Raw genomic sequence first — 21,438 nt, 5'->3', positions numbered from 1 at the left:
CCGAAAAACCGCGATGATAGCTCAGCGCGGCGCCGGGGTCCGGATTTCACCACTGGCCAATCGTGAAGCACTGTTGCCGATCGGGTCCTCGGCGTTGAGATCGGCGCCTTTGGCTTTCAACGCATCCAGCAACTCGACGCGCTTGAACAAGCCGGCGTACATGGCCGCGGTCTGCCCGGCGCCATTGCGTTGGTCGGGGTTGCAGTCGGTGGCCAGCAGGCGCTGGGCGATTTTAAGTTCGCCTTTGAAGATCGCGCCCATCAGCGCGGTGTTGCCGCGTTTGTCCTGCACACAGGCGTCGGCGCCGGCGTTGAGCAAACGTTCCACGAAAGGACCCTGGCCGTGGTAGGCGGCGAGGATCAGCGCGGTGTAACCCTTGTCGTCCTGCGTATTGAGGCTGTAGCCGGACTCGATAAAGGTATTGAGCATGTCGAGGTCGCCACGGCGGGCGGCGTCAAAGTAATAATCCTGAAGCTGCGCCTTGAGTGCCGCAGGTTCTGGGGACTCGGCATGGGCGACAAACGCCAGCATGGCCATCAGCAAACCGATGGAAATTCGCATAGGGTTCTCCTGTCAGAGATCGACGCCCCAGGGAGCGTCGATCGGAACCAACGGATCAGTCAGTCAGTTTTTCAGCCAGCGCCTTCACACGCGCCAAGTCACCCTTGGCGACCTTGGCCACGCCGGTGCCGTACTCCGGGTCGGCTTTGTAGAGGAACGACAGGATGATGTGCTTGCTCTCCTCATCGGTGGTGGCCAGGGAGCCGCCAAAGTTTTCGATCAAGTCCTGACGTTCTTTCTTGCTGTAGGAGCGGTACAGATCACCGGCCTGCTTGAAGTTCTGTTCACGCTGGATCTTCGCCTGCTGAGTGCTGCCCGATAGCGCCAACTGGCTGTAGCGCGCAGTTTGCGGCTCTTCCCGCGGCATCAGGCGGCTCGGCTGGTAGTTCACACCGGTGGTGGTCTTGCCGATATTCATCGCGCCATCCTGGTTACCGTTGTTGACGGTCACCCGGGGGGCGTTGATCGGCAGTTGCAGGGCGTTCGGCCCCAGGCGGTACATTTGTGTGTCGGCATAGGAAAACACCCGACCTTGCAGCAAGCGGTCTTCCGACGGTTCGATGCCCGGTACCAGGTTGGCCGGGGCCATGGCGACTTGCTCGGTTTCCTGGAACACGTTGGCCGGGTTGCGGTTCAGCACCATTTGCCCGACTTTGCGCTCCGGCACATTCGGCCAGATCTTGGTGGCGTCCAGCGGGTCGAAATCAAACTTGGCCAGGTCTTCGGGCTTGAGCACTTGCACATACAAATCCCACTTGGGGAAATCGCCCTTATTGATATGGGTGACCAAGTCATTGGTCATATGGCTGTAATCACGGCCCTGTACTTCGGTGACTTGCTTGGGATCAAGGTTCTTGATGCCTTGCAGGCTCTTCCAGTGGAACTTGACGTAGTGCACTTCACCCTTGGCGTTAATCAACTTGTAGGCATGTACGCCATTACCGTCCATTTCCCGGTAACTGGCCGGGGTGCCGGAGTCAGAGTACAACTCGGTCAACGTACGGGTGGACTCTGGAACATGGGAGAAGAAGTCAAAACGGCGTGAGTCGTCGTCCAGGTTAGTGCGTGGGTCCGGTTTGAAGGCGTGGACCATATCCGGGAACTTGATGGCGTCACGAATGAAGAACGTCGGGAAGTTATTGCCCACCAGGTCCCAATTACCCTCGGCGGTATAGAACTTAGTGGCGAAGCCACGTGGGTCACGCAGGGTTTCCGGGGAATGGTTGCCGTGAACCACCGCAGAGAAGCGCACAAACACGGGGGTGGTTTCACCGGCGGCGAACACCTTGGCCTTGGTCAGGTCGCTGAGGTTATCCGTGACCGTGAAGGTGCCATGGGCGCCGGTGCCACGGGCGTGTACCACACGCTCCGGAATGCGCTCGCGGTCGAAGCGTTGCAGTTTCTGAATCAATTGCACGTCTTGCAGCAGTACCGGGCCGTTGGCGCCGGCGGTTTGTGAGTTCTGGTTGTCACCGACGGCTGCACCGTTGTCACGGGTCAGGTTGGCGGCTTGCACGGAGAGGGAAAGCAGGCTGGCGGTCACCAGTGCCAGCGCACTGCGCGCCGATACCGGCTTGCGGCGAATGAGAGTGTTCATCAAGGTTTCCTCTGGTTTTTTTAGTGCACATTCAGTTGTGCTTGCCAGAGGCTAGTGACCTGGGAGTCAGAAGATAAATAGAAAAACGCCACAGGGCCGATTAAGAAAATAATGTGGTAAACCACTGAATTCAGGCGTATTTCGCGCGCGATTGATGGCACTTTGCAAACTAATTACGATTTAATGTGTCGATAAAAGCCGTCAGTGTTAACAGTTGTGTCAAGCAAGCCTGCTGTGACTGACTTACACTGACCTCCACCCTTCTCATCTGTAACAAGGAATAACCTATGGGCGTGATCAGTGAGTTCAAGGCCTTCGCGGTCAAAGGCAATGTCGTCGACATGGCCGTCGGTATCATCATCGGTGCCGCCTTCGGTAAAATTGTTTCCTCGTTTGTAGGCGACGTGGTGATGCCTCCTATCGGCCTGCTGATCGGTGGCGTGGACTTCGCGGACCTGGCGGTGCAACTCAAGGCCGCACAAGGCGGCGCTCCGGCGGTGGTACTGGCCTATGGCAAGTTCATCCAGAGCATCATCGACTTTGTGATCATCGCGTTCGCGATCTTCATGGGGGTGAAGGCCATCAATCGTCTCAAGCGCGAAGAGGCGGTGGCTCCAACCTTGCCACCGACGCCGACCAAAGAAGAAGAGTTGCTCACCGAGATCCGCGACTTGCTCAAGGCTCAGAACAACAAGCCGCTTTAACCGGTGGAATCCAAAAGGCGCCCTTCAAGGCGCCTTTTTTCTACCAGTAGTTTTCCACGGCCACCTGGCCCGGACGACGGCTCAGGCTCAGTTGCAGATCACGCTGCTTGAGCAATTGGCGTGTGTCGTCGACCATTTGCGGGTTACCGCAGATCAGTACGCGAGAGTGTTCCGGGGTTAACTCGACACCGGCCGCACGCTCCAGCTCACCATTTTCGATCAAGGTGGTGATGCGCCCATTCAGCGCGCCCGGGTGCTGTTCACGGGTGACAATGGGGATATAAGTCAACTTGTGGGCGTGCTCAGCCAGGTACTCCCGCTCGCCCAGGGTGTGGATCAACGATTGGTAGGCCAACTCCTTGGCCTCGCGGGCGCTGTACACCAGCACGATACGCTCAAATTTCTCCCAGACTTCGAAGTCCTGCAGCATCGACAGGAAGGGTGCAACACCGGTCCCCGTGCCCAGCAGCCAGAGATCACGCCCATCCACAAAGCGGTTTAGGGTCAGGAAGCCGGTGGCCTGACGCTCCACCATCAGCGTATCCCCCACCTGCAGGCGGCTCAGCTCGCTGGTGAATTCGCCCCCCGGGACGACAATCGAAAAAAAGTCCAAGTGCTCGTCAAAGGGCGCAGACACGATGGAATAGGCGCGCCATACGGTGCTGCCATCCGCCTTGGTCACCCCCAAGCGCACGAACTGGCCGGCGGTAAACCGAAAGCCGGAGTCGCGCGTGGTGCGCAGGGTAAACAGACTGGGGGTCAGCGACTGCACGTCGAGCAAGGTCTGGCGGGTAAATTTCTCAGCACTGGCCGTCATGGGGAACTCCGTTTTGCACAGAGCCCTAGTGTCCCTCAAAGCAGCCTGCGCAAACACCGCTGATTTGTACTGGCATTGCCGAAGGGGTCGCAATGCGCACCGGTACAGATTTTGTCAATATCAAAAACAGTTGCCGATAACGGCACATTAGTTCAAACAAACTATTTAGCTATTAGCCCAGCGACCTTCTAACGACAGATGGAACAGCGCCCCAACGCGCCATCAGTCTGACACTATCCACAACTCATTAAATTCCATAAAGAAGTTATTGGGGAGAAAAATTCTTGTACACGCCAGCAATAGCCGTACAAGACAATACTCAACTCACGTCTAGTTAAACAGAACATTTTTTCCACGGCCCTGTAGGCGATGTCCTACACTAATTTTCGTGCAGCGTAGGGATGAGGACGTACCCACGCCACGCAAAATCCATGGAGAGTTACAAATGGTGAAATGGCGCAATACCCGGCTCCCCAAACTGGAAGGTGAAAACGAGATTACCAGTGTATTTGACATGGTCCTTAACCGTACCAATGAACTCGGCTTCCAATTCTGTTCCTTTACTATGAGTACCCAACTCGCTGACGACCAAACAAAACCCATTCAAGTCAATAACTACCCAGAGAAATGGAACGAGCTGTATCAACAGGCGCACTTCTTCCCCATCGACCCTGTTGTTGCGCACTGTAAACGCTGTGTACTGCCTTTCGTCTGGGGCGAAAAAGCATTCGACTCCTCACCCAACTTATGGTCGTTGGCCCAGACGTATGGTGTGGACTGTGCCTGGACACAGCCGGTGCACGACTTCCAGGGTGTCTACAGCATGCTGACCCTCGCACGCAGCAGTGGTGAAGTGAGCCCGCAGGAGCTGTATGAAAAAGCCGGCCAGGTGTTATGGCTTTGCCATGCAATGCACTCGGTGGTCGCACGCAAGTACACCGATGAGCCCAGTGCATCGCCCTGCTGCAAACTGACCCCTCGGGAGACGGAAATCCTCAAATGGTCAGCCTTGGGCAAGACCGCCGGGGATATTGCGACCATTCTGTGCCTGTCAGAGCGCACCGTAGGCTTTCACATCAAAAGCACGTTCAACAAACTGGGGGTCAACAACAAGATCGCCGCCGTCCTCAGAGCCTCCAAAGCGGGGTTGTTTTAGCCAGCACGGAAACACCGCATGTCATCAGGCTCAAAAAAAAGTACCATTTACGACCCATTCTGAGTGTTGAGCGGCGCCTTCAGGTGTCACCTCGTAGTTCACTCAGACGGTTCCGCCGATGATCACCCAGAGCCTCCCCCGCCATGCCCCTGCTCCACAGCCCGTTCGCCCAGCTCGATCTGATCCGCCAACCCGAGCAACATAACGATCCGCTGCAAGCCTTCGATGCCGCCGACGAGTACCTGCTCGACTATCTGGCGCAGCAGCAGCCGGCGGCAGCCACTCGCGTGCTGGTGCTCAATGACAGCTTTGGCGCCTTGGCTGCCAGCCTCCAGGGGCAGGTGGAAGTGACCTCCAGCGGTGATTCGTTTCTTGCAGCCTTGGGGTTGGAAAAAAACCTGGTGCGCAACGGCAAGACGTTTGATGCGGTGCCGTTCATCCCGGCCAGCCAGGTGCCCACGGGGCCGTTCGACCGGGTGCTGATCCGCGTGCCGAAAACCCTGGCCTTACTGGAGGAACAATTGATCCGCCTGCAGGGTCAGCTGGCACCGGGTGCCGAAGTGATCGCCGGGGCGATGGTCAAGCACCTGCCACGGGCTGCGGGGGAATTGCTGGAGCGCTACATCGGGCCAATGCACGCCTCACTGGCGGTCAAGAAGGCACGCTTGTTGATCGCGACCGTCGACCAACGGCCCACCGCCCTCTCGCCCTACCCCACCCTCTACGCCCTCGACGCCCCGGCCATCGAACTGCTCAACCACGCCAACGTATTCTGCCGTGAAGGCCTGGATATCGGCACCCGCGCCTTCCTGCCCCATCTGCCGAAAAACCTCGGCAACGCCCACGTGGCGGACCTGGGCTGTGGCAACGGTGTATTGGCAATCGCCAGCGCCTTGCAAAACCCCGTTGCGCACTACACCTTGGTGGACGAGTCCTTTATGGCGGTGCAATCGGCCGCCGAGAACTGGCGCGCCGCGCTGGGTGAGCGCGACGTGGTGATACGCGCGGGCGACGGCCTGGCCGGCCAGGAGGCACAGTCGCTGGACGTGGTGCTCTGCAACCCGCCTTTTCATCAGCAACAGGTAGTCGGCGATTTCCTCGCGTGGCGCATGTTCCAGCAGGCGCGGGAAACCCTGGTCGTCGGCGGTGCTCTTTACATCGTCGGCAACCGTCACTTGGGCTACCACACCAAACTGGCCCGGTTGTTCCGGGGTGTCGAGCAAATCGCCACCACGCCAAAATTCGTGATTATCAAAGCGCGCAAATAAAAAAACCCTGCCACTCGTGCAAATGGCAGGGCTGAAAGCCGGGCCGTGAGGCCCGGATTGGGATGTCAGTGCGTGGTCAAGCCGGCCGCGTTCATGAACAGGCGCATCAGGCTGGCCACGATGAACAGGGCCAGCACGCTGCCGGTCCAGATCATCGCCAACCACCCCAGGCGCCGCCACAACGGCTGTTTCTCGGCCTGTTCAATCTCGTGCAACGTCGGTTTGCCGGACATGGGACGACCCTCCTAGTGGTAACCGTCTTCATGGGTGACCTTGCCGCGGAACACGTAGTAGCTCCAGAAGGTGTAGCCCAGGATGAACGGAATGATGAACAACGTGCCCACCAGCATGAAACCCTGGCTCTGCGGCGGTGCGGCGGCATCCCAGATCGAAACTGATGGCGGGATGATATTTGGCCACAGGCTGATCCCCAGGCCGCTGTAGCCGAGGAAGATCAACACCAGCGTCAGCAGGAACGGCGTGTAATGGGCATTACGTGCCACTGCGCGAATCAGCCCGTACATGGTCACCAACACCAGGATCGGCACCGGCAGGAACCAGAACAGGTTCGGCAAGGTGAACCAGCGCGAGGCGATTTCCGGGTGCGACAGAGGTGTCCACAGGCTGACGATACCGATCACCGCCAACACCACGAAGGCCAATGGCCGCGCCAGGTTGTGCATCTGCTCCTGCAACTTGCCTTCGGTTTTCATGATCAGCCAGGTGCAACCCAGCAGGGCATACGCAACCACCAGGGCGACACCGCAGAACATCGTGAACGGCGTCAACCAGTCCAGCGAGCCGCCGGCGAACTGACGATTCACCACCGGGATGCCGTCAATGAACGCCCCCAGCGCCACGCCCTGGAAGAACGTCGCGGCAATCGAGCCGCCGATAAACGCTTTGTCCCACAGGTGGCGCTTGTGGTCCTTGGCCTTGAAGCGGAACTCGAACGCCACGCCACGGAAGATCAGCCCGACCAGCATCAGGATCAGCGGCAGGTACAGCGCCGACAACACCACCGAATAGGCCAGCGGGAAAGCGCCGAACAACGCCGCGCCGCCCAGTACCAGCCAGGTCTCGTTGCCGTCCCATACCGGGGCGACGGTGTTCATCATGACGTCACGGTCGACTTTGCCCGGAATAAACGGGAAGAGGATGCCGATACCCAGGTCGAAGCCGTCCATCACCACGTACATCATGATGCCGAAGATGATGATCACGGCCCAGATCAGCGGAAGATCAATACCCATCTCAATTCCCCTTGTGCTGGATGTCGGCGTGTTGGTCATCACTGCCGTCATCGGCCGCCGACAACGGACGCGCCGGTGTACGTTTCTGGCCAGGGCCACCGTGGGTTGGCTCGGTACTTTCGTGGGTAACCGGACCTTTGCGTACCAGACGCATCATGTAACCCAGACCTGCGCCAAACAGCGCGAAGTACACCACCACGAACAACACCAGAGTGATCGTCATCTGCGCCAAGCTGTGTCCGGAGGACGCATCCGCCGTGCGCATCAAACCGTACACCACCCACGGCTGACGGCCGATTTCGGTGGTGAACCAGCCGGCGAGAATCGCGATCAACCCGGACGGGCCCATCCACAACGCCAGGTACAGGAACGGTTTGCACGAGTACATTTTGTCGCCCTTGCGCAGCCAGAGGCTGAACAAGCCGGTGAAGATCATCAGGAAGCCCAGGCCAACCATGACCCGGAACGACCAGAACACGATGGTCGAGTTGGGGCGGTCCTCAGGCGGGAACTCCTTGAGCGCCGGCACCTGCTTGTCCAGGGAGTGGGTCAGGATCAGGCTGCCCAGGTACGGAATTTCCACCGCGTACTTGGTTTTTTCGGCCTTCATGTCCGGCCAGCCGAACAGGATCAGCGGCGTCGGTTCGTTGCCGACGTTTTCCCAGTGGCCTTCAATCGCGGCAATCTTTGCCGGTTGGTGCTTGAGGGTGTTGAGGCCATGGAAGTCGCCGATGACCGCCTGGATAGGCGCGACGATCAGGGCCATCCACATGGCCATCGACAACATGGTGCGGATTGCCGGGTTGTCCTTGCCGCGCAACAAGTGCCAGGCCGCCGAGGAGCCGACGAAGAACGCGGTGGCCACGAAGGCCGCCGTGGCCATGTGTGCCAGGCGGTAAGGGAACGACGGGTTGAAGACCACCGCGAACCAATCGGTCGGGATCACGCGTCCGTCAACGATCTCAAAGCCCTGAGGCGTCTGCATCCAGCTGTTGGACGACAGGATCCAGAAGGTGGAGATCAACGTACCGACGGCCACCATCACCGTGGCGAAGAAGTGCAGCTTGCGCCCCACTTTGTTCCAGCCGAACAGCATCACCCCCAGGAAGCCTGCTTCCAGGAAGAACGCCGTGAGCACTTCATACGTCAACAGCGGGCCGGTAACGGAGCCGGCGAAGTCCGAGAAGCGGCTCCAGTTGGTGCCGAACTGGTAGGCCATGACCAACCCGGAGACCACGCCCATGCCGAAGTTGACGGCAAAGATCTTCGACCAGAAGTGGTAGAGGTCACGGTAGGTGTCGTTGTGGGTCTTGAGCCACAAACCTTCCAGCACCGCAAGGTAACTGGCCAGGCCGATGGTGATCGCCGGGAACAGGATGTGAAACGAGATGGTGAACGCAAATTGAATTCGGGCGAGATCTAGCGCCTCCAAACCGAACATAAGTTTTCCTCTGTCAGGTAATACCGGCTGCTGGCGGGAGCCTGCACCCACTGCCCCCACGGATATGGAGCCTGGCGAATTTCAATTCGTTTCTTTTTTTTACCCACCACGCGGGGAATCTGGCCTTGCGGCCGCCAGAACAATTCCGGGGCCGGTTTTGATCTGGATCAAGCATTGCTGAAAGAGTAGTCCCATTTTCGTTGCAGGACGGCGTGGTCTTTTGCCGCGTGACAGACTGCCTCAGCTCAGTTCCTGCAACCATCTGTTACAACTTGATGATAATCTCGGCCTTTCTCCGGCCCTGACCTGAACTCCCGATGCCAAGCGAACCCGTGTTGCTGTTGCGCCATCACCGCCCTTTCATCGCGTTCTGGCTGGCGCGGATCTTTACCGCCAGCGGCTTCCAGATGCTCACCGTGGCGATTGGCTGGAACCTCTACCAATTGACCGGCAACGTGCTGGACCTGGGCTTGGTAGGTCTGGTCGAATTTGTGCCACGCGTACTGTTCATGCTGCATACCGGGCATGTGGCCGACCGTTACGAGCGCCGCAAGGTGGCCGCCATCTGCCAGACCGTGCAGGCATTGATTGCCCTGAGCCTGGCCATCGGCGGCCTGACCGGCCACGTGACCCGCGAGATGATCTTCATCCTCGCGTTCCTGTTGGGCGCCGCACGCTCTTTTGAAATGCCCACCACCCAGGCGCTGCTGCCAAGCATCGTGCCCAGCGCATTGTTCCCACGGGCGGTGGCGTCATCCCAGTCGGCCCAGCAACTGGCGACCATCGTCGCGCCGGCGCTTGGCGGTTTGCTGTATGCATTCGGCAGCGTGTGGGTCTACGGGCCTACCGTGGTGCTTTACCTGATTGCCTGCACGCTGACCCTCAACCTGCCCGCCCGCCAGACCCCACTCAATAAAGGCAAGGCCACCCTGGATTCGCTGCTGGCCGGCATCCGTTTCATCCGCAGCCGCCCGGACATCCTCGGCGCCATTTCCCTGGACCTGTTCGCCGTGCTGCTGGGCGGCGCCACCGCGTTGCTGCCGGTGTTCGCCAAGGACATCCTGCTGACCGGTGCCTGGGGCCTGGGCCTGCTGCGCTCGGCACCGGCGGTGGGTGCGTTGTTGATGTCGTTGTGGCTGGCGCGGTTTGCCGTGGACCGGCACGTGGGACGCGTGATGTTCACCGCCGTAGGCGTATTCGGCGTGGCGACTATCGCCTTCGGCCTGTCGACCTCGTTCTGGTTCTCCCTGGGGGTGCTAGTGGTGTTGGGCGCGGCGGACATGATCAGCATGGTGATCCGCGCCTCGTTCGTGCAACTGGAGACGCCGGATGAAATGCGCGGGCGCGTCAGTGCGGTCAACGGCCTGTTCATCGGCGCGTCCAATCAACTCGGCGAGTTCGAGTCCGGGATCACCGCCCACTGGTTCGGCACGGTTCCCGCCGTGGTCATGGGCGGGGTCGGGACATTGCTGGTCACCGGGGTTTGGATCAAGCTGTTCCCGACCCTGGCCAACCGCGACCGGATGCATGTTCCGGTCGAAGAGGCCAAGGTTTAAAGCACCTTATCCAGGGTGATCGGGAAGTCCCTGACCCGCTTGCCGGTGGCGTGGTAGACCGCATTCGCGACGGCTGCCGCCACCCCGACAATGCCGATTTCACCGACCCCCTTGGAACCCAGGGCATTGACGATCTCGTCGTGTTCTTCGACGAACAGCACGTCAATGTCACCGATATCGGCGTTTACCGGAATGTGGTACTCGGCCAGGCTGTGGTTCATGTAACGACCCAGCTGGTGGTCGACCTGGGTTTCTTCATGCAGCGCCATGCCGATGCCCCACACCACCCCACCGAGAATCTGGCTGCGGGCCATCTTGGGGTTGACCACACGCCCGGCCGCAACGGCGCTGACCACCCGGCTGACGTGGACAGTGCCGAGGTCTTCGTCCACCCGCACTTCCACGAACACCGCTGAATGGGTGGCGGTGGCGTAGCCTTCGCGCTTTTTGTCGGGCTCGCTGTCGACCTGGACTTCCAACGCCTCTTCACCGCTGTCCTTGACCAACTGGGCCAGTGAAACACTGACATCCCCGCAGTGCAGTTGGCCGTCTTCGAAGCGCACCGCTTCAGCCCCTTTAAAAACCGGGTAAGTCTGCCGGGCGATTTTCAGCAACTTGGCGTTCAACGCTTCGCACGCTTGCTGAACGGCGGTCCCGACGGAAGACACAGTAAACGAGCCCCCTTGCAGCGGCGCCGTAGGCAACGATGAATCCCCCAACAGAAACGCCACGTCCTTGACCGCCACCCCACTGGCCTGCGCCGCGATCTGGGTCATCACGGTATAAGTTCCGGTGCCGATATCCGTGGTGGCGCTGCTCACCGTCAGCTTGCCTTGCGCGTCGATCCGCGCCTTGGCGCTGGCCTTCATCTGCATGGCCTCCCACACACCGCCGGCCATGCCCCAGCCGATCAACTGCCGCCCCTCCCGCATGCTGCGCGGCTCCGGGTTGCGCCGCTGCCAGCCGAAACGTTCGGCGCCTTCGCGGTAGCATTCACGCAGCGCTTTACTCGACCAGGGTTTGTCTTCGTTCTGGTTGCGCTCGGCGTAATTGATCAGGCGCAGTTGCACCGGGTCCATGCCCAAGGCACACGCCAGTTCATCCATGGCGCATTCCAGGCCGATCACACCCAGGGCGGCGCCGGGTGCGCGCATGTCCAGCGGGGTAAATACATCGAGCGGCACCAGTTTGTACGTCAGTTGCACGTTGTCGCAGTGGTAAAGCATGCCGCTCCATTCGACCACGTGCTCACTGAAGTCCTCGAAACGCGAAGTCTGGCCGATTGCGGTATGCCCAAGTGCCAGCAATTGCCCGTTGGCGGCGGCGCCCATTTGCAGGCGCTGCAAGGTGCGCGGGCGGTAGCCGAACGTGAACATCTGCTGACGCGTCAGGGTCACCCGTACCGAACGCTTGAGCGCCAGCGACGCCATCACCGCCAGCGGCAATTGATATTGCGGACGCAAGCCCGAGCCGAACGCCCCGCCGACGAAAGCGGCAAAGATGCGCACCTGGCTTTTATCCAGGCCGAACACCTTTTGCACATAGGCCTGGCAGTTCTGGGGCCCTTGGGTTTTGTCATGGATATGCAGGGTGCCATCCGCCTGATACAGCACCGTACTGGCATGTGGCTCCATAGGGTTGTGATGCTCGATGGGCGTGCTGTAGTGCAGATCCAGGCTGACGGCGGCGGCGCTCCACTGCGCCTGAAAGTTGCCACGCGGCTTGGGCGGCGTTTGCGGCGAAGCGTGGGCCTGCTCCTGCATCGCCAGCAAATCGGTGTCGAAAGCCTCGCGCTCGTACTCGATATGCACCAGCGAACCGGCATGCCGCGCCAGCTCCAGGTTATCGGCGATCACCAGGGCCAATGGCTGGCCGCTATAGAGCACGCGGTCGTTGTACAACGGGCGAAACGGCGAACCGTCCGCGGCATCGGCATCGGCAAACGCGTCGTCGTAACTGGCGAGTTTCGGCCGGTTGAGGTGATCGAGCACCATGACCACGCCGGGCAATGCCAGGGCCCTGGACGCATCAATCCTGACCACTCGCCCCTTGGCAATAGTGCTGGACACCACGCTGCCGTGGAGCAGGTCCTGACCGGCAAACTCACCGGCATAACGTGCCTGACCCGTCACCTTGAGCAGACCCTCGACGCGGTCCAGGGGTTTTCCGATAGCGGTCATGAGCGTTCTCCTGCGACAGCGGCATCACTCAGGGCGCGGATAATCGCCCGACGCGCCAGCTTGATCTTGAAGGCGTTGTGTTCCAGCGGCTCGGCATCCTGCAACAAGGCGTCAGCGGCACTGCTGAAGGTTTCGCGGCTGACCGTACGGCCGGTCAGCGCGGTTTCCACCGCACGGTCCCGCCAGGGTTTGTGCGCCACGCCGCCGAGGGCCAGGCGGGCGTCGACGATGGTGTCACCGTCCAGCTCCAATGCGGCGGCAACCGACACCAGGGCAAACGCGTATGACGCACGGTCGCGCACTTTCAAATAATGACTGTGGCCCGCCAGACGGTCGGCCGGTAACTCAATGGCCGTGATCAGCTCGTCATCGGCCAACAGGTTGTCGCGCTGCGGCGTGTCGCCCGGCAAGCGATGGAAATCGGCAAACTCAATCACACGCGAACCGCCACGCCCCTCCACATGCACCCGTGCCTCCAGGGCGGCCAGGGCGACACACATGTCAGACGGATGGGTCGCCACGCACTGCTCGCTGGCACCGAGAATGGCATGAATGCGGTTCAAGCCGGTTCGCGCCGGGCAGCCACTGCCCGGCTCGCGCTTGTTGCAGGGCACGCCGGTGTCATAGAAGTAATAGCAACGGGTGCGCTGCAACAGGTTGCCGCCGGTACTGGCCATGTTGCGCAACTGCGGTGACGCACCGGCGAGGATCGCCTGGGACAGCAAAGGGTAACGGGCTTCGATCAACGGGTGCCAGGCCAGGTCAGCGTTGCTGACCAAGGCGCCGATCATCATGCCACCACTGGCCGTAGGTTCAACGCCATGCAGTGGCAGGCCGGTGATATCGATCAAGTGTTCGGGCCGGCTGATGTTCTCTTTCATCAGGTCCAGTAAATTGGTGCCGCCGGCAATAAAGCGCGAGGCGGCGCTACTCAGCCGCACCGCTTCATGTACGTCGGTCGGCTTGCTGTACTGGAAAGGGTTCATGGTTTGTCTCCCAGCACGACCGCTTCAATCGCATCGCGGATGTTGCTGTAGGCACCACAGCGGCACAGATTGCCGCTCATCAGTTCCTGGATCTGCGCGGGGTCCTGGGCCCGCCCCTCATTGGCCAGGCCAACGGCAGAGCAAATCTGCCCGGGCGTGCAATAGCCACACTGGAACGCGTCATGCTTGATAAACGCCTGCTGCATCGGATGCAACTCGTCGCCGTCAGCCAAGCCCTCGATGGTGGTCAACTCGGCACCGTCGCACATCACCGCCAGGGTCAGGCAGGCATTCACGCGTTTGCCGTCACGCAACACGGTGCAGGCACCACATTGGCCGTGGTCGCAGCCCTTTTTGCTGCCGACCAGGTCAAGTTGTTCGCGCAGCAGGTCGAGCAAGGTGGTCCAGGGCAACACGTTCAGCTGACGCTGCTGGCCGTTCAGGGTCAGGCGTATCGGGTGGCTGACGAACGGTTGAGCCGCCGCGTCATTGGGGGTTGCGCTCATAAACACCTCACGGGTTGAAGTCCGTTCGCGGCGTTCGGGAAAGTCGCCGTCTCTGGGGTACGACTACCCGTGGTTATGAGCGTTCAAGAGGATTGATCAGCGGATATTGAGCATCACCTTCAAGGTATTTTGCGGGCCGTTGATCGACGTATTGCTGAACTCGAACCACCCCTGGGCTTCGACATTCAAGTCAAACACATAGATGTAGCCCATCAGCGTGCCCACGCCATTGCACGCCTCGCTGATATTGCCGACCTGGCACACCGGCGTGCGCCGCCCGTCCAGCTCGGCGCCATTGAAGCGACCCATGGGGCTGTTACCCAGGCCGACTTCCATCACCGAAACCTGGGTCGGGCCACGGTGCTCGCACATCTGGGTACTCTGGGCGCCTTCCGCGACTTTCTCGCTGCAACGCGCCGACTCGACCTTGAACACCCGCACCTCGCTCAAGGGCGGTGCAGCTGCGCCCCACGCTGGTGCCGCGCCCCACCACAGGCTGAGACTGGCGATCAGAGCTAGACTCCACGCGTTGGCTTTTTTCATGCTGTTAACGACCCTGCCTTGAACGTCGGCGCAGTATGCCTCAAGGCCATGATCCACAGCCATGCATCGCCAAGCCAACCCCGTGCGCCACACGGCCTCGGCTGCTGGTATGATGCGCCGCTTTTTCCGATCCTCTCTGAAACCACAGGCGCTTGGCGCAGTTTGTGCTTTGACTTAGAGGTCAACAAATAACGACGCAAGATAGCGTCACAGGGAGCCGGCATGCTGGAAAAGCTGTTTCAACTCAAAGCACACAACACCAACGTGCGCACCGAGATTCTCGCGGGTATCACCACGTTCCTGGCGATGGCCTACATCCTGTTCGTGAACCCGAGCATCCTCGGCGAAACCGGCATGGACAAGGGCGCCGTGTTCGTCGCGACCTGCCTGGCGGCCGCCATCGGTTCGACCGTGATGGGCCTGATCGCCAACTACCCGATCGCCCTGGCACCGGGCATGGGCCTCAACGCCTTCTTTACCTACACCGTGGTGCTGCACATGGGCCACACCTGGCAGGTTGCCCTGGGTGCGGTATTCATTTCGGCAGTGCTGTTCTTCCTGCTGTCGATCTTCCGTATCCGTGAGTGGATCATCAACAGCATCCCGCTGCCGCTGCGCTCGGCGATTGCCGCCGGTATCGGCCTGTTCCTGGCGCTGATCGCCCTGCATAACGCCGGTATCGTGGTCAGCAACCCGGCCACCATGGTCGGCCTGGGCGACCTGAAACAACCGGCGCCGATCCTCGCCACCCTCGGTTTCGCGCTGATCGTGGCGCTGGAAGCCCTGGCCGTGCGCGGCGCGGTGCTGATCGGCATCCTGGCGGTGACCATCGTCTCCATCGTCATGGGCTTCACCCCGTTCGGCGGCGTGACCTCGATGCCACCCTCGCTGGCCCCGACCTTCCTGCAACTGGATATTAAAGGCGCGTTGGATATCGGCCTGGTCAGCGTGATCTTCGCGTTCCTGTTCGTCGACCTGTTCGACAACTCCGGCACCCTGATCGGCGTCGCCAAGCGCGCCGGGCTGATGGGCAAGGATGGCCACATGCCGAAAATGGGCCGTGCGCTGATCGCCGACAGCACCGCCGCCATGGCCGGTTCCCTGCTGGGCACCTCGACCACCACCAGCTACATCGAGTCCGCCGCAGGCGTAAGCGCCGGTGGCCGTACCGGCTTGACCGCCATCGTGGTGGCGATCCTGTTCCTGCTGGCGCTGTTCTTCTCGCCACTGGCCGCCAGCGTACCGGCCTTCGCCACCGCACCGGCGCTGCTGTTCGTGGCCGTGTTGATGACGTCGGGCCTGGCGGAAATCGACTGGGATGACATTACCGTGGCAGCACCGGTGGTGATCACCGCCCTGGCGATGCCTTTCACTTACTCCATCGCCAACGGCATCGCCTTCGGTTTCATCGCCTGGACCGCCATCAAGCTGCTTTCGGGCCGCTACCGTGAGCTGAACCCGGCACTGGTGATCCTGTCGATTCTGTTCGTGATCAAGCTGGGCTGGTTCAACGCATGACTTTTGACGCCGCACGCTACACCGCTCAACTGCAAGACAAGGTCACGCGCTTGCGTGACCTGCTGGCACCGTTCGACGCACCCGAGCCACAGGTCTTCGATTCGCCGCTGCAGAACTTCCGCCTGCGGGCGGAGTTCCGCCTGTGGCGCGAAGGTGGTGAACGCCACTACGCGATGTTCTCCCAGGACGACAAGCGCACGCCGATCCTGATCGAAGAGTTCCCCATCGCCAGCCACCGCATCAACCAGTTGATGCCGCAACTCAAGGCCGCCTGGCAAGCCAGCGCCGCCCTGAGCCACAAGCTGTTCCAGGTGGAGTTCCTCACCACACTGGCTGGCGACGCGATGATCACCCTGTGCTATCACCGCCCACTGGATGAGCATTGGCACACCGCCGCCAAACAGCTGGCCGCCGACTTGAATGTCAGCATCATCGGCCGCTCCAAGGGCAAGCGCGATGTGATCGGCCATGACTACGTGGTGGAAAAACTCGAAGTCGGCGGCCGTACCTTCAGCTATCGCCAACCCGAAGGCGCGTTCACCCAGCCCAACGGCACGGTGAACCAGAAGATGCTCAATTGGGCGTATGAAGCCTTGGGCGATCGCCCGGATGACTTGCTGGAACTGTACTGCGGCAACGGCAACTTCACCCTGCCGCTGGCCACCCGCGTGCGTAAGGTGCTGGCCACCGAGATCAGCAAAACCTCCGTGAACGCAGCGCTGGCCAACCTCGATGAAAACGCTGTGGATAACGTCACCCTGGTGCGCCTGTCTGCCGAAGAACTCACCGAGGCGCTCAATGAAGTGCGTCCGTTCCGTCGCTTGCAAGGTATAGACCTGAAGAGCTATGAATTCGGCAGCGTGTTCGTCGACCCGCCCCGCGCCGGCATGGACCCGGACACCTGCGAGCTGACCCGGCGCTTCGACAACATCCTGTACATCTCCTGCAACCCGGAGACCCTGGCCGCGAACATTGCGCAACTGCATGACACGCACCGCATTACCCGCTGTGCAATGTTTGACCAGTTCCCGTGGACGCACCACATGGAATCCGGCGTGTTGTTGACCCGACGCTGACCCGTGCGCCGCCCGTATTCGGGCGGCGCACCTTCTGCAGCGACTACCCTGGATTAATGGTTCGATAATCGAACACATGCCAACTCGGGCACACTGCCGTCGATTGACCAAATTAACCATTCAGTACATTTTACCTCCACAACGAACAATAATTGTGGAGACACCCCATGCCGCCCCTCATCCTGGTGCTCAACGGCCCCAATCTCAATCTGCTCGGCACCCGTGAGCCGGCCACCTACGGGCATGAAACCCTGGCCGACATCGCTGCCCTATGTGGCCGCAGCGCTGAACAACTGGGGTTGAAACTGGAGTTTCGCCAGACCAACCACGAAGGCGAACTGCTCGACTGGATCCACGGCGCCCGCGCCCGTTGCGCCGGGATCGTGATCAACCCGGCCGCCTGGACCCACACCTCGGTCGCGATTCGCGACGCACTGGTGGCCAGTGAAGTGCCGGTGATCGAAGTGCACTTATCCAATGTGCATGCGCGTGAGGCGTTTCGGCATCACTCCTTTGTATCGCCCGTCGCCACCGCAGTGCTGGCCGGCTTCGGCAGCCACGGCTACCACTTGGCCCTGAGCCACTTCAGCCAGTTGCTAAAAGGATCGACCCGATGAAACCGCGCATCCTAGCCGGCCTGATCGGCTCGGGCATCCAGGCCTCCCGCACCCCGGCGCTGCATGAGCAGGAAGGCGACGCCCAAGGCCTGCGTTACCTGTATCGCCTGATCGATCTTGCACCGTTGCACCTGGACATCAACGCCCTGCCCGACCTGCTGCGCGCCGCCGAGTTGATGCACTTCACAGGGCTGAACATTACCTACCCGTGCAAGCAGGCGATCCTGCCGTTGCTCGATGAACTCTCCGACGAAGCCCGAGGCATAGGCGCGGTCAACACCGTGGTATTCAAGGCCGGCAAGCGCATCGGCCACAACACCGACTGCCTGGGGTTTGCCGAAGGGTTTCGGCGCAACTTCAATGATGTCGCGCGCCAACGCGTGGTCCAGATGGGCGCCGGCGGTGCGGGAGCGGCAGTGGCCCACGCACTGTTGGCCGAAGGCGTACAGCACTTGAGTATTTTTGACGTTGAGATCAGCCGCGCCCGCGACCTTGTCGATAACCTTGCGCAGCGTTTCGGCAGCGGGCGTGCCCAGGTCGGCAGCCACCTGGAAAGCGCCATGGCCGAAGCCGATGGGTTGGTCAACACCACACCGATGGGCATGGCCAAACTGCCGGGCACGCCAGTGCCGCCCGCGCTGTTGCGGGCTGAGTTATGGGTCGCGGAAATTGTGTACTTCCCCCCTGGAAACCGAACTGCTGCGCGACGCCCGCGCCTTGGGTTGCCGCACCCTGGATGGCGGCAACATGGCGGTGTTTCAGGCGGTGAAGGCGTTTGAGTTGTTCAGTGGCAAGGCGCCAGACGCCGACCGCATGCTGGCGCACTTCCAGAGCATGAATACCTGACTGGCAAAAAAATCCCAATGTGGGAGCGGCTTGCCCTAATGCCAGTCAGTTAAGCGATAGAGCGGACGATGGTTAAACTGTGGGAGGGGGCTTGCTCCCGATAGCGGCAAGTCAGTCGATAAATTGCTGACTGGCACAACGCTATCGGGAGCAAGCCCCCTCCCACATGGGTCCTGTTTCAGCCTTAAGCCTGCAAGTAACGCATCACCGAATCACAAATCATCTCGCGGTGGCGCTGCTTGATCGCCTCGTCCGACAGCTCGATCTGAAAAATCTCACTGAACGTATGGCGGTTGGACACCCGGTAAAAGCTGAAAGAGTTGATCAGCAGGTGCACGTCCAACGGCTCCAGCCCCTCGCGGAACAGCCCCATCTCGGCCCCCCGACGCAAAGTGGCGCCCAGCGCTTCAAGGATGTTGCTGTTCATCGCCTTGATCGCATCCGAACGCTTCACGTATTCGGCGTTGTGGATATTCTCGATGCTGACGATACGCACGAAATCCACGTTTTGGTCGTGGTGATCAAAGGTGAACTCCACCAGGCGCCGGATCGCTTCACGAGGCTCCAGCGCGGTGAGATTCATACGGGTTTCGGTATTACGGATGTCGCCGTAGAGCTTCTCCAGTACTTCGACGTAGAGCTGCTCCTTACTGCCAAAGTAGTAATAGATCATACGTTTGGAAGTGTGGATGCGCTCGGCGATCGCATCCACGCGAGCGCCGGACAGGCCCTGTTGAACGAACTCGACGATGGCTTCCTGAAGGATGTTTTCGCGGGTCTTTTCCGGATTGTTCTTACGACTCTTGCGCGGTGCTTCGGAGGTCATGGTGCGCTCACGGCCAGTGTTATGCAGGCGGTGATTATGGGCCGCGCCGCCCGCCGAAGGAAGCACCTGACACGCCGTTATAAACGTGCCTGCCGCGCCGCGCCGCTACGGGATTTGGCCATCGCCGCCAGACGTACCGCCACGTTGGCCGCGCCATAGCCGGCGTAACCGTTCTTGCGCTGGATAATCTCGAAGAAAAACCGCCCTTCGAACGCCTCGGTGTACACATGAAACAACTCACCGCCCTGGGCGTCGCGGTCGTACAACACGTTGTAGTACGCCAACTCGCTGAGGAACTCATCGTCGAAATCAAACCGCGCCGCCAGGTCGTCATAGTAGTTGAGCGGGATATCCAGCAACGGCACACCCACCGCCTTCGCCCGGCTGACCTCGGCGAAAATATCCGCGCAGTCGAACGCAATGTGGTGCACCCCCGAGCCTCGATAGCTCGATAGTGCGTGGGAAATGGCGGTGTTGCGGTTCTCGGAAATATTCAACGGCAGGCGGATCGAGCTGCAACGGCTGCGCAGTGCACGGCTTTTCACCAGGCCGTAAGGGTCGGGCAATACCACTTCGTCATCGGCCTCGAAATCCAGCAGGCTCTTGTAGAACAGCACCCAACTGTCGAGGCTGTCGGCCGGCAAGGCCATCGCCATATGGTCAATGCGCAACAGGCCGCCGCTGGAAAGTGCTGCCGGCTGCAAGTTGAAATCAGTGTCGTACAAATCGCCTTCGCTTGGGTCCACCAGGTAGATCAGGCTGCCATCCGGTGCGCGCACCGCGCCCAGTTCCAGCTCGTTGGGCCCCACCAATCCGCGATACGGCTGGCCTTTGTAGGCCACTGCCCGTGCCATCGCCTTGGCACTGTCCTTGACCCGAATCGCCGTGGCACACAACGATGGCCCATGGGCCTCGAAAAAATTGTGCGCAAAGGAATACGGCTCACAGTTGAGGATCAGGTTGATATCCCCCTGGCGCAACAGGCTCACACTCTTGGAACGGTGCTGTCCAGCCTTGACGAAGCCCAGGCGCTCCAGCCATTGAGTGAGCCTGGCCCCGAGGTTTTCATCCACGGCGAACTCCAGGAACTCGATGCCACCGTATTCGCTGGCGGGCGGAGTATCGAACAGGATATCGACGGGTTGAGCAGGCGCTTGCTGCTGGAGGCGTTCACGGGTTTTCTCTTCCAGGTACAGCAGCGAGCGCAAGCCGTCCGCCGCATTCGCCCGGGTGGGTGCCGCGCGGAAACCATCGTTGAAGATCTCCAGGGATAACGGCCCGGTGTAGCCGCTCTGGATGATCGGTGCGAGGAACCCCGCCAGGTCGAATTCGCCCTGCCCGGGGAAGCAACGGAAGTGCCGGCTCCACTCCAGCACATCCATGGCCAGGATCGGCGCGTCAGCCATTTGCACAAAGAAGATCTTGTCGCCGGGGATCTGCGCGATCGCGCTCGGGTCGCCCTTGAGCGACAAGGTGTGGAAGCTGTCGAGCAGCACGCCGAGGCTGGGGTGATCGACCTGGCGCACCAGGTTCCACACCTGCTGCCAGGTGTTGACATGCTTGCCCCAGGCCAGCGCTTCATAACCAATGCGCAGTCCACGGCGCCCGGCGTGTTCGGCCAGCAGGCTCAAGTCGTCGAGCAAAATGCGTTCATCGCCCACGCAATCGGCCGAAGCATTACTGCACACCAGCACCAGGTCGGTGCCCAGCTCCTGCATCAAATCGAACTTGCGCTCGGCCCGCTCAAGGTTGCGCGCCAGGCGGTCGCGGCGGCAGCCTTCGAAGTCGCGGAAGGGCTGGAACAAGGTGATGGCAATGCCCAGGTCGGCACACATTTGCCTGACTTCCCGCGGGCTGCCGTCGTAATACAACAAGTCGTTCTCGAAGATCTCGACCCCGTCAAACCCGGCGGCGGCAATGGCTTCAAGCTTTTCCGGCAGAGTACCGCTCAAGGAAACGGTGGCAATTGAACGTTGCATGGGGCGAC

General features: G+C 60.6%; 19 protein-coding genes and 1 pseudogene. 8 read left to right on the top strand and 12 right to left on the bottom strand.

Going from position 1 to position 21,438, the window contains the following annotated elements; genetic code table 11:
* Positions 1-21: 21 nt before the first annotated feature.
* Positions 22-561, bottom strand: a complete 540-nt coding sequence (locus MJP36_RS06270) for an ankyrin repeat domain-containing protein (protein ID WP_060752311.1) — start codon at positions 559-561, stop codon at positions 22-24.
* 55 nt (positions 562-616) lie between these two features.
* A complete protein-coding gene (gene katB, locus MJP36_RS06265; RefSeq protein WP_244385049.1) occupies positions 617-2,158 on the bottom strand; it encodes a catalase KatB in 1,542 nt (513 codons plus the stop codon).
* Between the two features lie 287 nt (positions 2,159-2,445).
* On the opposite strand from katB, the gene mscL reads away from it, so the two are divergent.
* Positions 2,446-2,862, top strand: a complete 417-nt coding sequence (gene mscL / locus MJP36_RS06260; RefSeq protein ID WP_060752313.1) for a large-conductance mechanosensitive channel protein MscL — start codon at positions 2,446-2,448, stop codon at positions 2,860-2,862.
* Between the two features lie 40 nt (positions 2,863-2,902).
* On the opposite strand, the gene MJP36_RS06255 is transcribed toward mscL, so the two are convergent.
* Positions 2,903-3,679: a ferredoxin--NADP reductase gene (locus MJP36_RS06255; protein WP_060752314.1), complete on the bottom strand. Its 777-nt coding sequence runs from the start codon at positions 3,677-3,679 to the stop codon at positions 2,903-2,905.
* A gap of 445 nt (positions 3,680-4,124) precedes the next feature.
* On the opposite strand from MJP36_RS06255, the gene MJP36_RS06250 reads away from it, so the two are divergent.
* On the top strand, positions 4,125-4,835 hold the full coding sequence (locus MJP36_RS06250) for a helix-turn-helix transcriptional regulator (RefSeq protein WP_244385048.1): 711 nt from the start codon (positions 4,125-4,127) through the stop codon (positions 4,833-4,835).
* A 143-nt stretch (positions 4,836-4,978) separates the two neighbouring features.
* The gene (locus MJP36_RS06245; RefSeq protein WP_244385047.1) at positions 4,979-6,103 is read left to right on the top strand and encodes a methyltransferase; all 1,125 of its coding nucleotides are present in this window, start codon (positions 4,979-4,981) and stop codon (positions 6,101-6,103) included.
* Positions 6,104-6,168: 65 nt separating this feature from the next.
* Here the strand turns inward: MJP36_RS06245 and MJP36_RS06240 are convergent, their stop codons facing one another.
* Genes MJP36_RS06240 through MJP36_RS06230 form a run of 3 tightly spaced genes read right to left on the bottom strand, consistent with a single transcriptional unit; the run spans position 6,169 to position 8,797 of the window.
* The gene (locus MJP36_RS06240) at positions 6,169-6,336 is read right to left on the bottom strand and encodes a DUF2474 domain-containing protein (RefSeq protein WP_081086932.1); all 168 of its coding nucleotides are present in this window, start codon (positions 6,334-6,336) and stop codon (positions 6,169-6,171) included.
* Positions 6,337-6,348: 12 nt separating this feature from the next.
* Entirely contained in the window at positions 6,349-7,356 is a 1,008-nt protein-coding gene (gene cydB, locus MJP36_RS06235; protein ID WP_060752317.1) for a cytochrome d ubiquinol oxidase subunit II, read from the bottom strand.
* Between the two features lies 1 nt (position 7,357).
* Positions 7,358-8,797 carry a cytochrome ubiquinol oxidase subunit I gene (locus MJP36_RS06230; protein ID WP_060752318.1) on the bottom strand — a complete coding sequence of 480 codons (1,440 nt, stop codon included), beginning with the start codon at positions 8,795-8,797 and terminating at the stop codon, positions 7,358-7,360.
* A gap of 317 nt (positions 8,798-9,114) precedes the next feature.
* On the opposite strand from MJP36_RS06230, the gene MJP36_RS06225 reads away from it, so the two are divergent.
* Positions 9,115-10,353, top strand: coding sequence for an MFS transporter (locus tag MJP36_RS06225; protein WP_104996037.1), 1,239 nt, complete (start codon positions 9,115-9,117; stop codon positions 10,351-10,353).
* Here MJP36_RS06225 and MJP36_RS06220 read toward each other — a convergent pair.
* The 4 genes from MJP36_RS06220 to MJP36_RS06205 form a co-directional block, all read right to left on the bottom strand.
* On the bottom strand, positions 10,350-12,533 hold the full coding sequence (locus MJP36_RS06220; RefSeq protein WP_244385046.1) for a xanthine dehydrogenase family protein molybdopterin-binding subunit: 2,184 nt from the start codon (positions 12,531-12,533) through the stop codon (positions 10,350-10,352). The genes MJP36_RS06225 and MJP36_RS06220 overlap by 4 nt on opposite strands.
* Positions 12,530-13,519 (bottom strand): FAD binding domain-containing protein, encoded by a 990-nt coding sequence (locus MJP36_RS06215; protein ID WP_244385045.1) that lies wholly within the window; start codon positions 13,517-13,519, stop codon positions 12,530-12,532. The genes MJP36_RS06220 and MJP36_RS06215 overlap by 4 nt, the downstream gene beginning before the upstream one ends.
* Positions 13,516-14,025 (bottom strand): (2Fe-2S)-binding protein, encoded by a 510-nt coding sequence (locus tag MJP36_RS06210; RefSeq protein ID WP_104996039.1) that lies wholly within the window; start codon positions 14,023-14,025, stop codon positions 13,516-13,518. Before MJP36_RS06210 ends, MJP36_RS06215 begins: the two co-directional genes overlap by 4 nt.
* Positions 14,026-14,121: 96 nt before the next feature.
* A complete protein-coding gene (locus tag MJP36_RS06205; RefSeq protein ID WP_090365702.1) occupies positions 14,122-14,568 on the bottom strand; it encodes a DUF4879 domain-containing protein in 447 nt (148 codons plus the stop codon).
* 222 nt (positions 14,569-14,790) lie between these two features.
* Here MJP36_RS06205 and MJP36_RS06200 point away from each other — a divergent pair, with 222 nt between their 5' ends.
* The 4 genes and pseudogenes from MJP36_RS06200 (at position 14,791) to MJP36_RS06185 (ending at position 18,625) form a co-directional block, all read left to right on the top strand.
* Positions 14,791-16,086, top strand: a complete 1,296-nt coding sequence (locus MJP36_RS06200; protein ID WP_034100857.1) for an NCS2 family permease — start codon at positions 14,791-14,793, stop codon at positions 16,084-16,086.
* Positions 16,083-17,162, top strand: coding sequence for a tRNA (uridine(54)-C5)-methyltransferase TrmA (trmA, locus tag MJP36_RS06195; RefSeq protein WP_090365700.1), 1,080 nt, complete (start codon positions 16,083-16,085; stop codon positions 17,160-17,162). Before MJP36_RS06200 ends, trmA begins: the two co-directional genes overlap by 4 nt.
* A gap of 167 nt (positions 17,163-17,329) precedes the next feature.
* Positions 17,330-17,779 (top strand): type II 3-dehydroquinate dehydratase, encoded by a 450-nt coding sequence (gene aroQ, locus MJP36_RS06190; RefSeq protein WP_060752326.1) that lies wholly within the window; start codon positions 17,330-17,332, stop codon positions 17,777-17,779.
* Positions 17,776-18,625 (top strand): annotated as a pseudogene (locus MJP36_RS06185) (shikimate dehydrogenase). Before aroQ ends, MJP36_RS06185 begins: the two are co-directional and overlap by 4 nt.
* A gap of 184 nt (positions 18,626-18,809) precedes the next feature.
* Here MJP36_RS06185 and MJP36_RS06180 read toward each other — a convergent pair.
* Together MJP36_RS06180 and quiC are read right to left on the bottom strand one after the other, a co-directional pair.
* Complete coding sequence (locus tag MJP36_RS06180) at positions 18,810-19,451, bottom strand: TetR/AcrR family transcriptional regulator (RefSeq protein ID WP_060752328.1); 642 nt, start codon at positions 19,449-19,451, stop codon at positions 18,810-18,812.
* 77 nt (positions 19,452-19,528) lie between these two features.
* Complete coding sequence (gene quiC / locus MJP36_RS06175; RefSeq protein ID WP_244385044.1) at positions 19,529-21,430, bottom strand: 3-dehydroshikimate dehydratase QuiC; 1,902 nt, start codon at positions 21,428-21,430, stop codon at positions 19,529-19,531.
* Between the last annotated feature and the right edge of the window lie 8 nt (positions 21,431-21,438).

The organism is Pseudomonas palleroniana, from assembly GCF_022836895.1.
In the GTDB taxonomy this organism is placed as follows: Bacteria; Pseudomonadota; Gammaproteobacteria; order Pseudomonadales; family Pseudomonadaceae; genus Aquipseudomonas; species Aquipseudomonas palleroniana.
The sequence above is the reverse complement of the archived record's forward strand: the minus strand, read 5'-3'. Positions and strand labels throughout refer to the sequence as shown.

Bases quoted from the DNA above. Each gene is read 5' to 3' on its own strand.
- katB (WP_244385049.1), bottom strand. From the start codon at position 2,158: ATGAACACTCTCATTCGCCGCAAGCCGGTATCGGCGCGCAGTGCGCTG.
- cydB (WP_060752317.1), bottom strand. From the start codon at position 7,356: ATGGGTATTGATCTTCCGCTGATCTGGGCCGTGATCATCATCTTCGGC.
- MJP36_RS06215 (WP_244385045.1), bottom strand. From the start codon at position 13,519: ATGAACCCTTTCCAGTACAGCAAGCCGACCGACGTACATGAAGCGGTG.
- MJP36_RS06225 (WP_104996037.1), top strand. From the start codon at position 9,115: ATGCCAAGCGAACCCGTGTTGCTGTTGCGCCATCACCGCCCTTTCATC.
- trmA (WP_090365700.1), top strand. From the start codon at position 16,083: ATGACTTTTGACGCCGCACGCTACACCGCTCAACTGCAAGACAAGGTC.
- MJP36_RS06240 (WP_081086932.1), bottom strand. From the start codon at position 6,336: ATGTCCGGCAAACCGACGTTGCACGAGATTGAACAGGCCGAGAAACAG.
- aroQ (WP_060752326.1), top strand. From the start codon at position 17,330: ATGCCGCCCCTCATCCTGGTGCTCAACGGCCCCAATCTCAATCTGCTC.
- MJP36_RS06230 (WP_060752318.1), bottom strand. From the start codon at position 8,797: ATGTTCGGTTTGGAGGCGCTAGATCTCGCCCGAATTCAATTTGCGTTC.
- MJP36_RS06250 (WP_244385048.1), top strand. From the start codon at position 4,125: ATGGTGAAATGGCGCAATACCCGGCTCCCCAAACTGGAAGGTGAAAAC.
- MJP36_RS06220 (WP_244385046.1), bottom strand. From the start codon at position 12,533: ATGACCGCTATCGGAAAACCCCTGGACCGCGTCGAGGGTCTGCTCAAG.
- MJP36_RS06210 (WP_104996039.1), bottom strand. From the start codon at position 14,025: ATGAGCGCAACCCCCAATGACGCGGCGGCTCAACCGTTCGTCAGCCAC.
- quiC (WP_244385044.1), bottom strand. From the start codon at position 21,430: ATGCAACGTTCAATTGCCACCGTTTCCTTGAGCGGTACTCTGCCGGAA.
- mscL (WP_060752313.1), top strand. From the start codon at position 2,446: ATGGGCGTGATCAGTGAGTTCAAGGCCTTCGCGGTCAAAGGCAATGTC.
- MJP36_RS06205 (WP_090365702.1), bottom strand. From the start codon at position 14,568: ATGAAAAAAGCCAACGCGTGGAGTCTAGCTCTGATCGCCAGTCTCAGC.
- MJP36_RS06245 (WP_244385047.1), top strand. From the start codon at position 4,979: ATGCCCCTGCTCCACAGCCCGTTCGCCCAGCTCGATCTGATCCGCCAA.
- MJP36_RS06200 (WP_034100857.1), top strand. From the start codon at position 14,791: ATGCTGGAAAAGCTGTTTCAACTCAAAGCACACAACACCAACGTGCGC.
- MJP36_RS06270 (WP_060752311.1), bottom strand. From the start codon at position 561: ATGCGAATTTCCATCGGTTTGCTGATGGCCATGCTGGCGTTTGTCGCC.
- MJP36_RS06180 (WP_060752328.1), bottom strand. From the start codon at position 19,451: ATGACCTCCGAAGCACCGCGCAAGAGTCGTAAGAACAATCCGGAAAAG.
- MJP36_RS06255 (WP_060752314.1), bottom strand. From the start codon at position 3,679: ATGACGGCCAGTGCTGAGAAATTTACCCGCCAGACCTTGCTCGACGTG.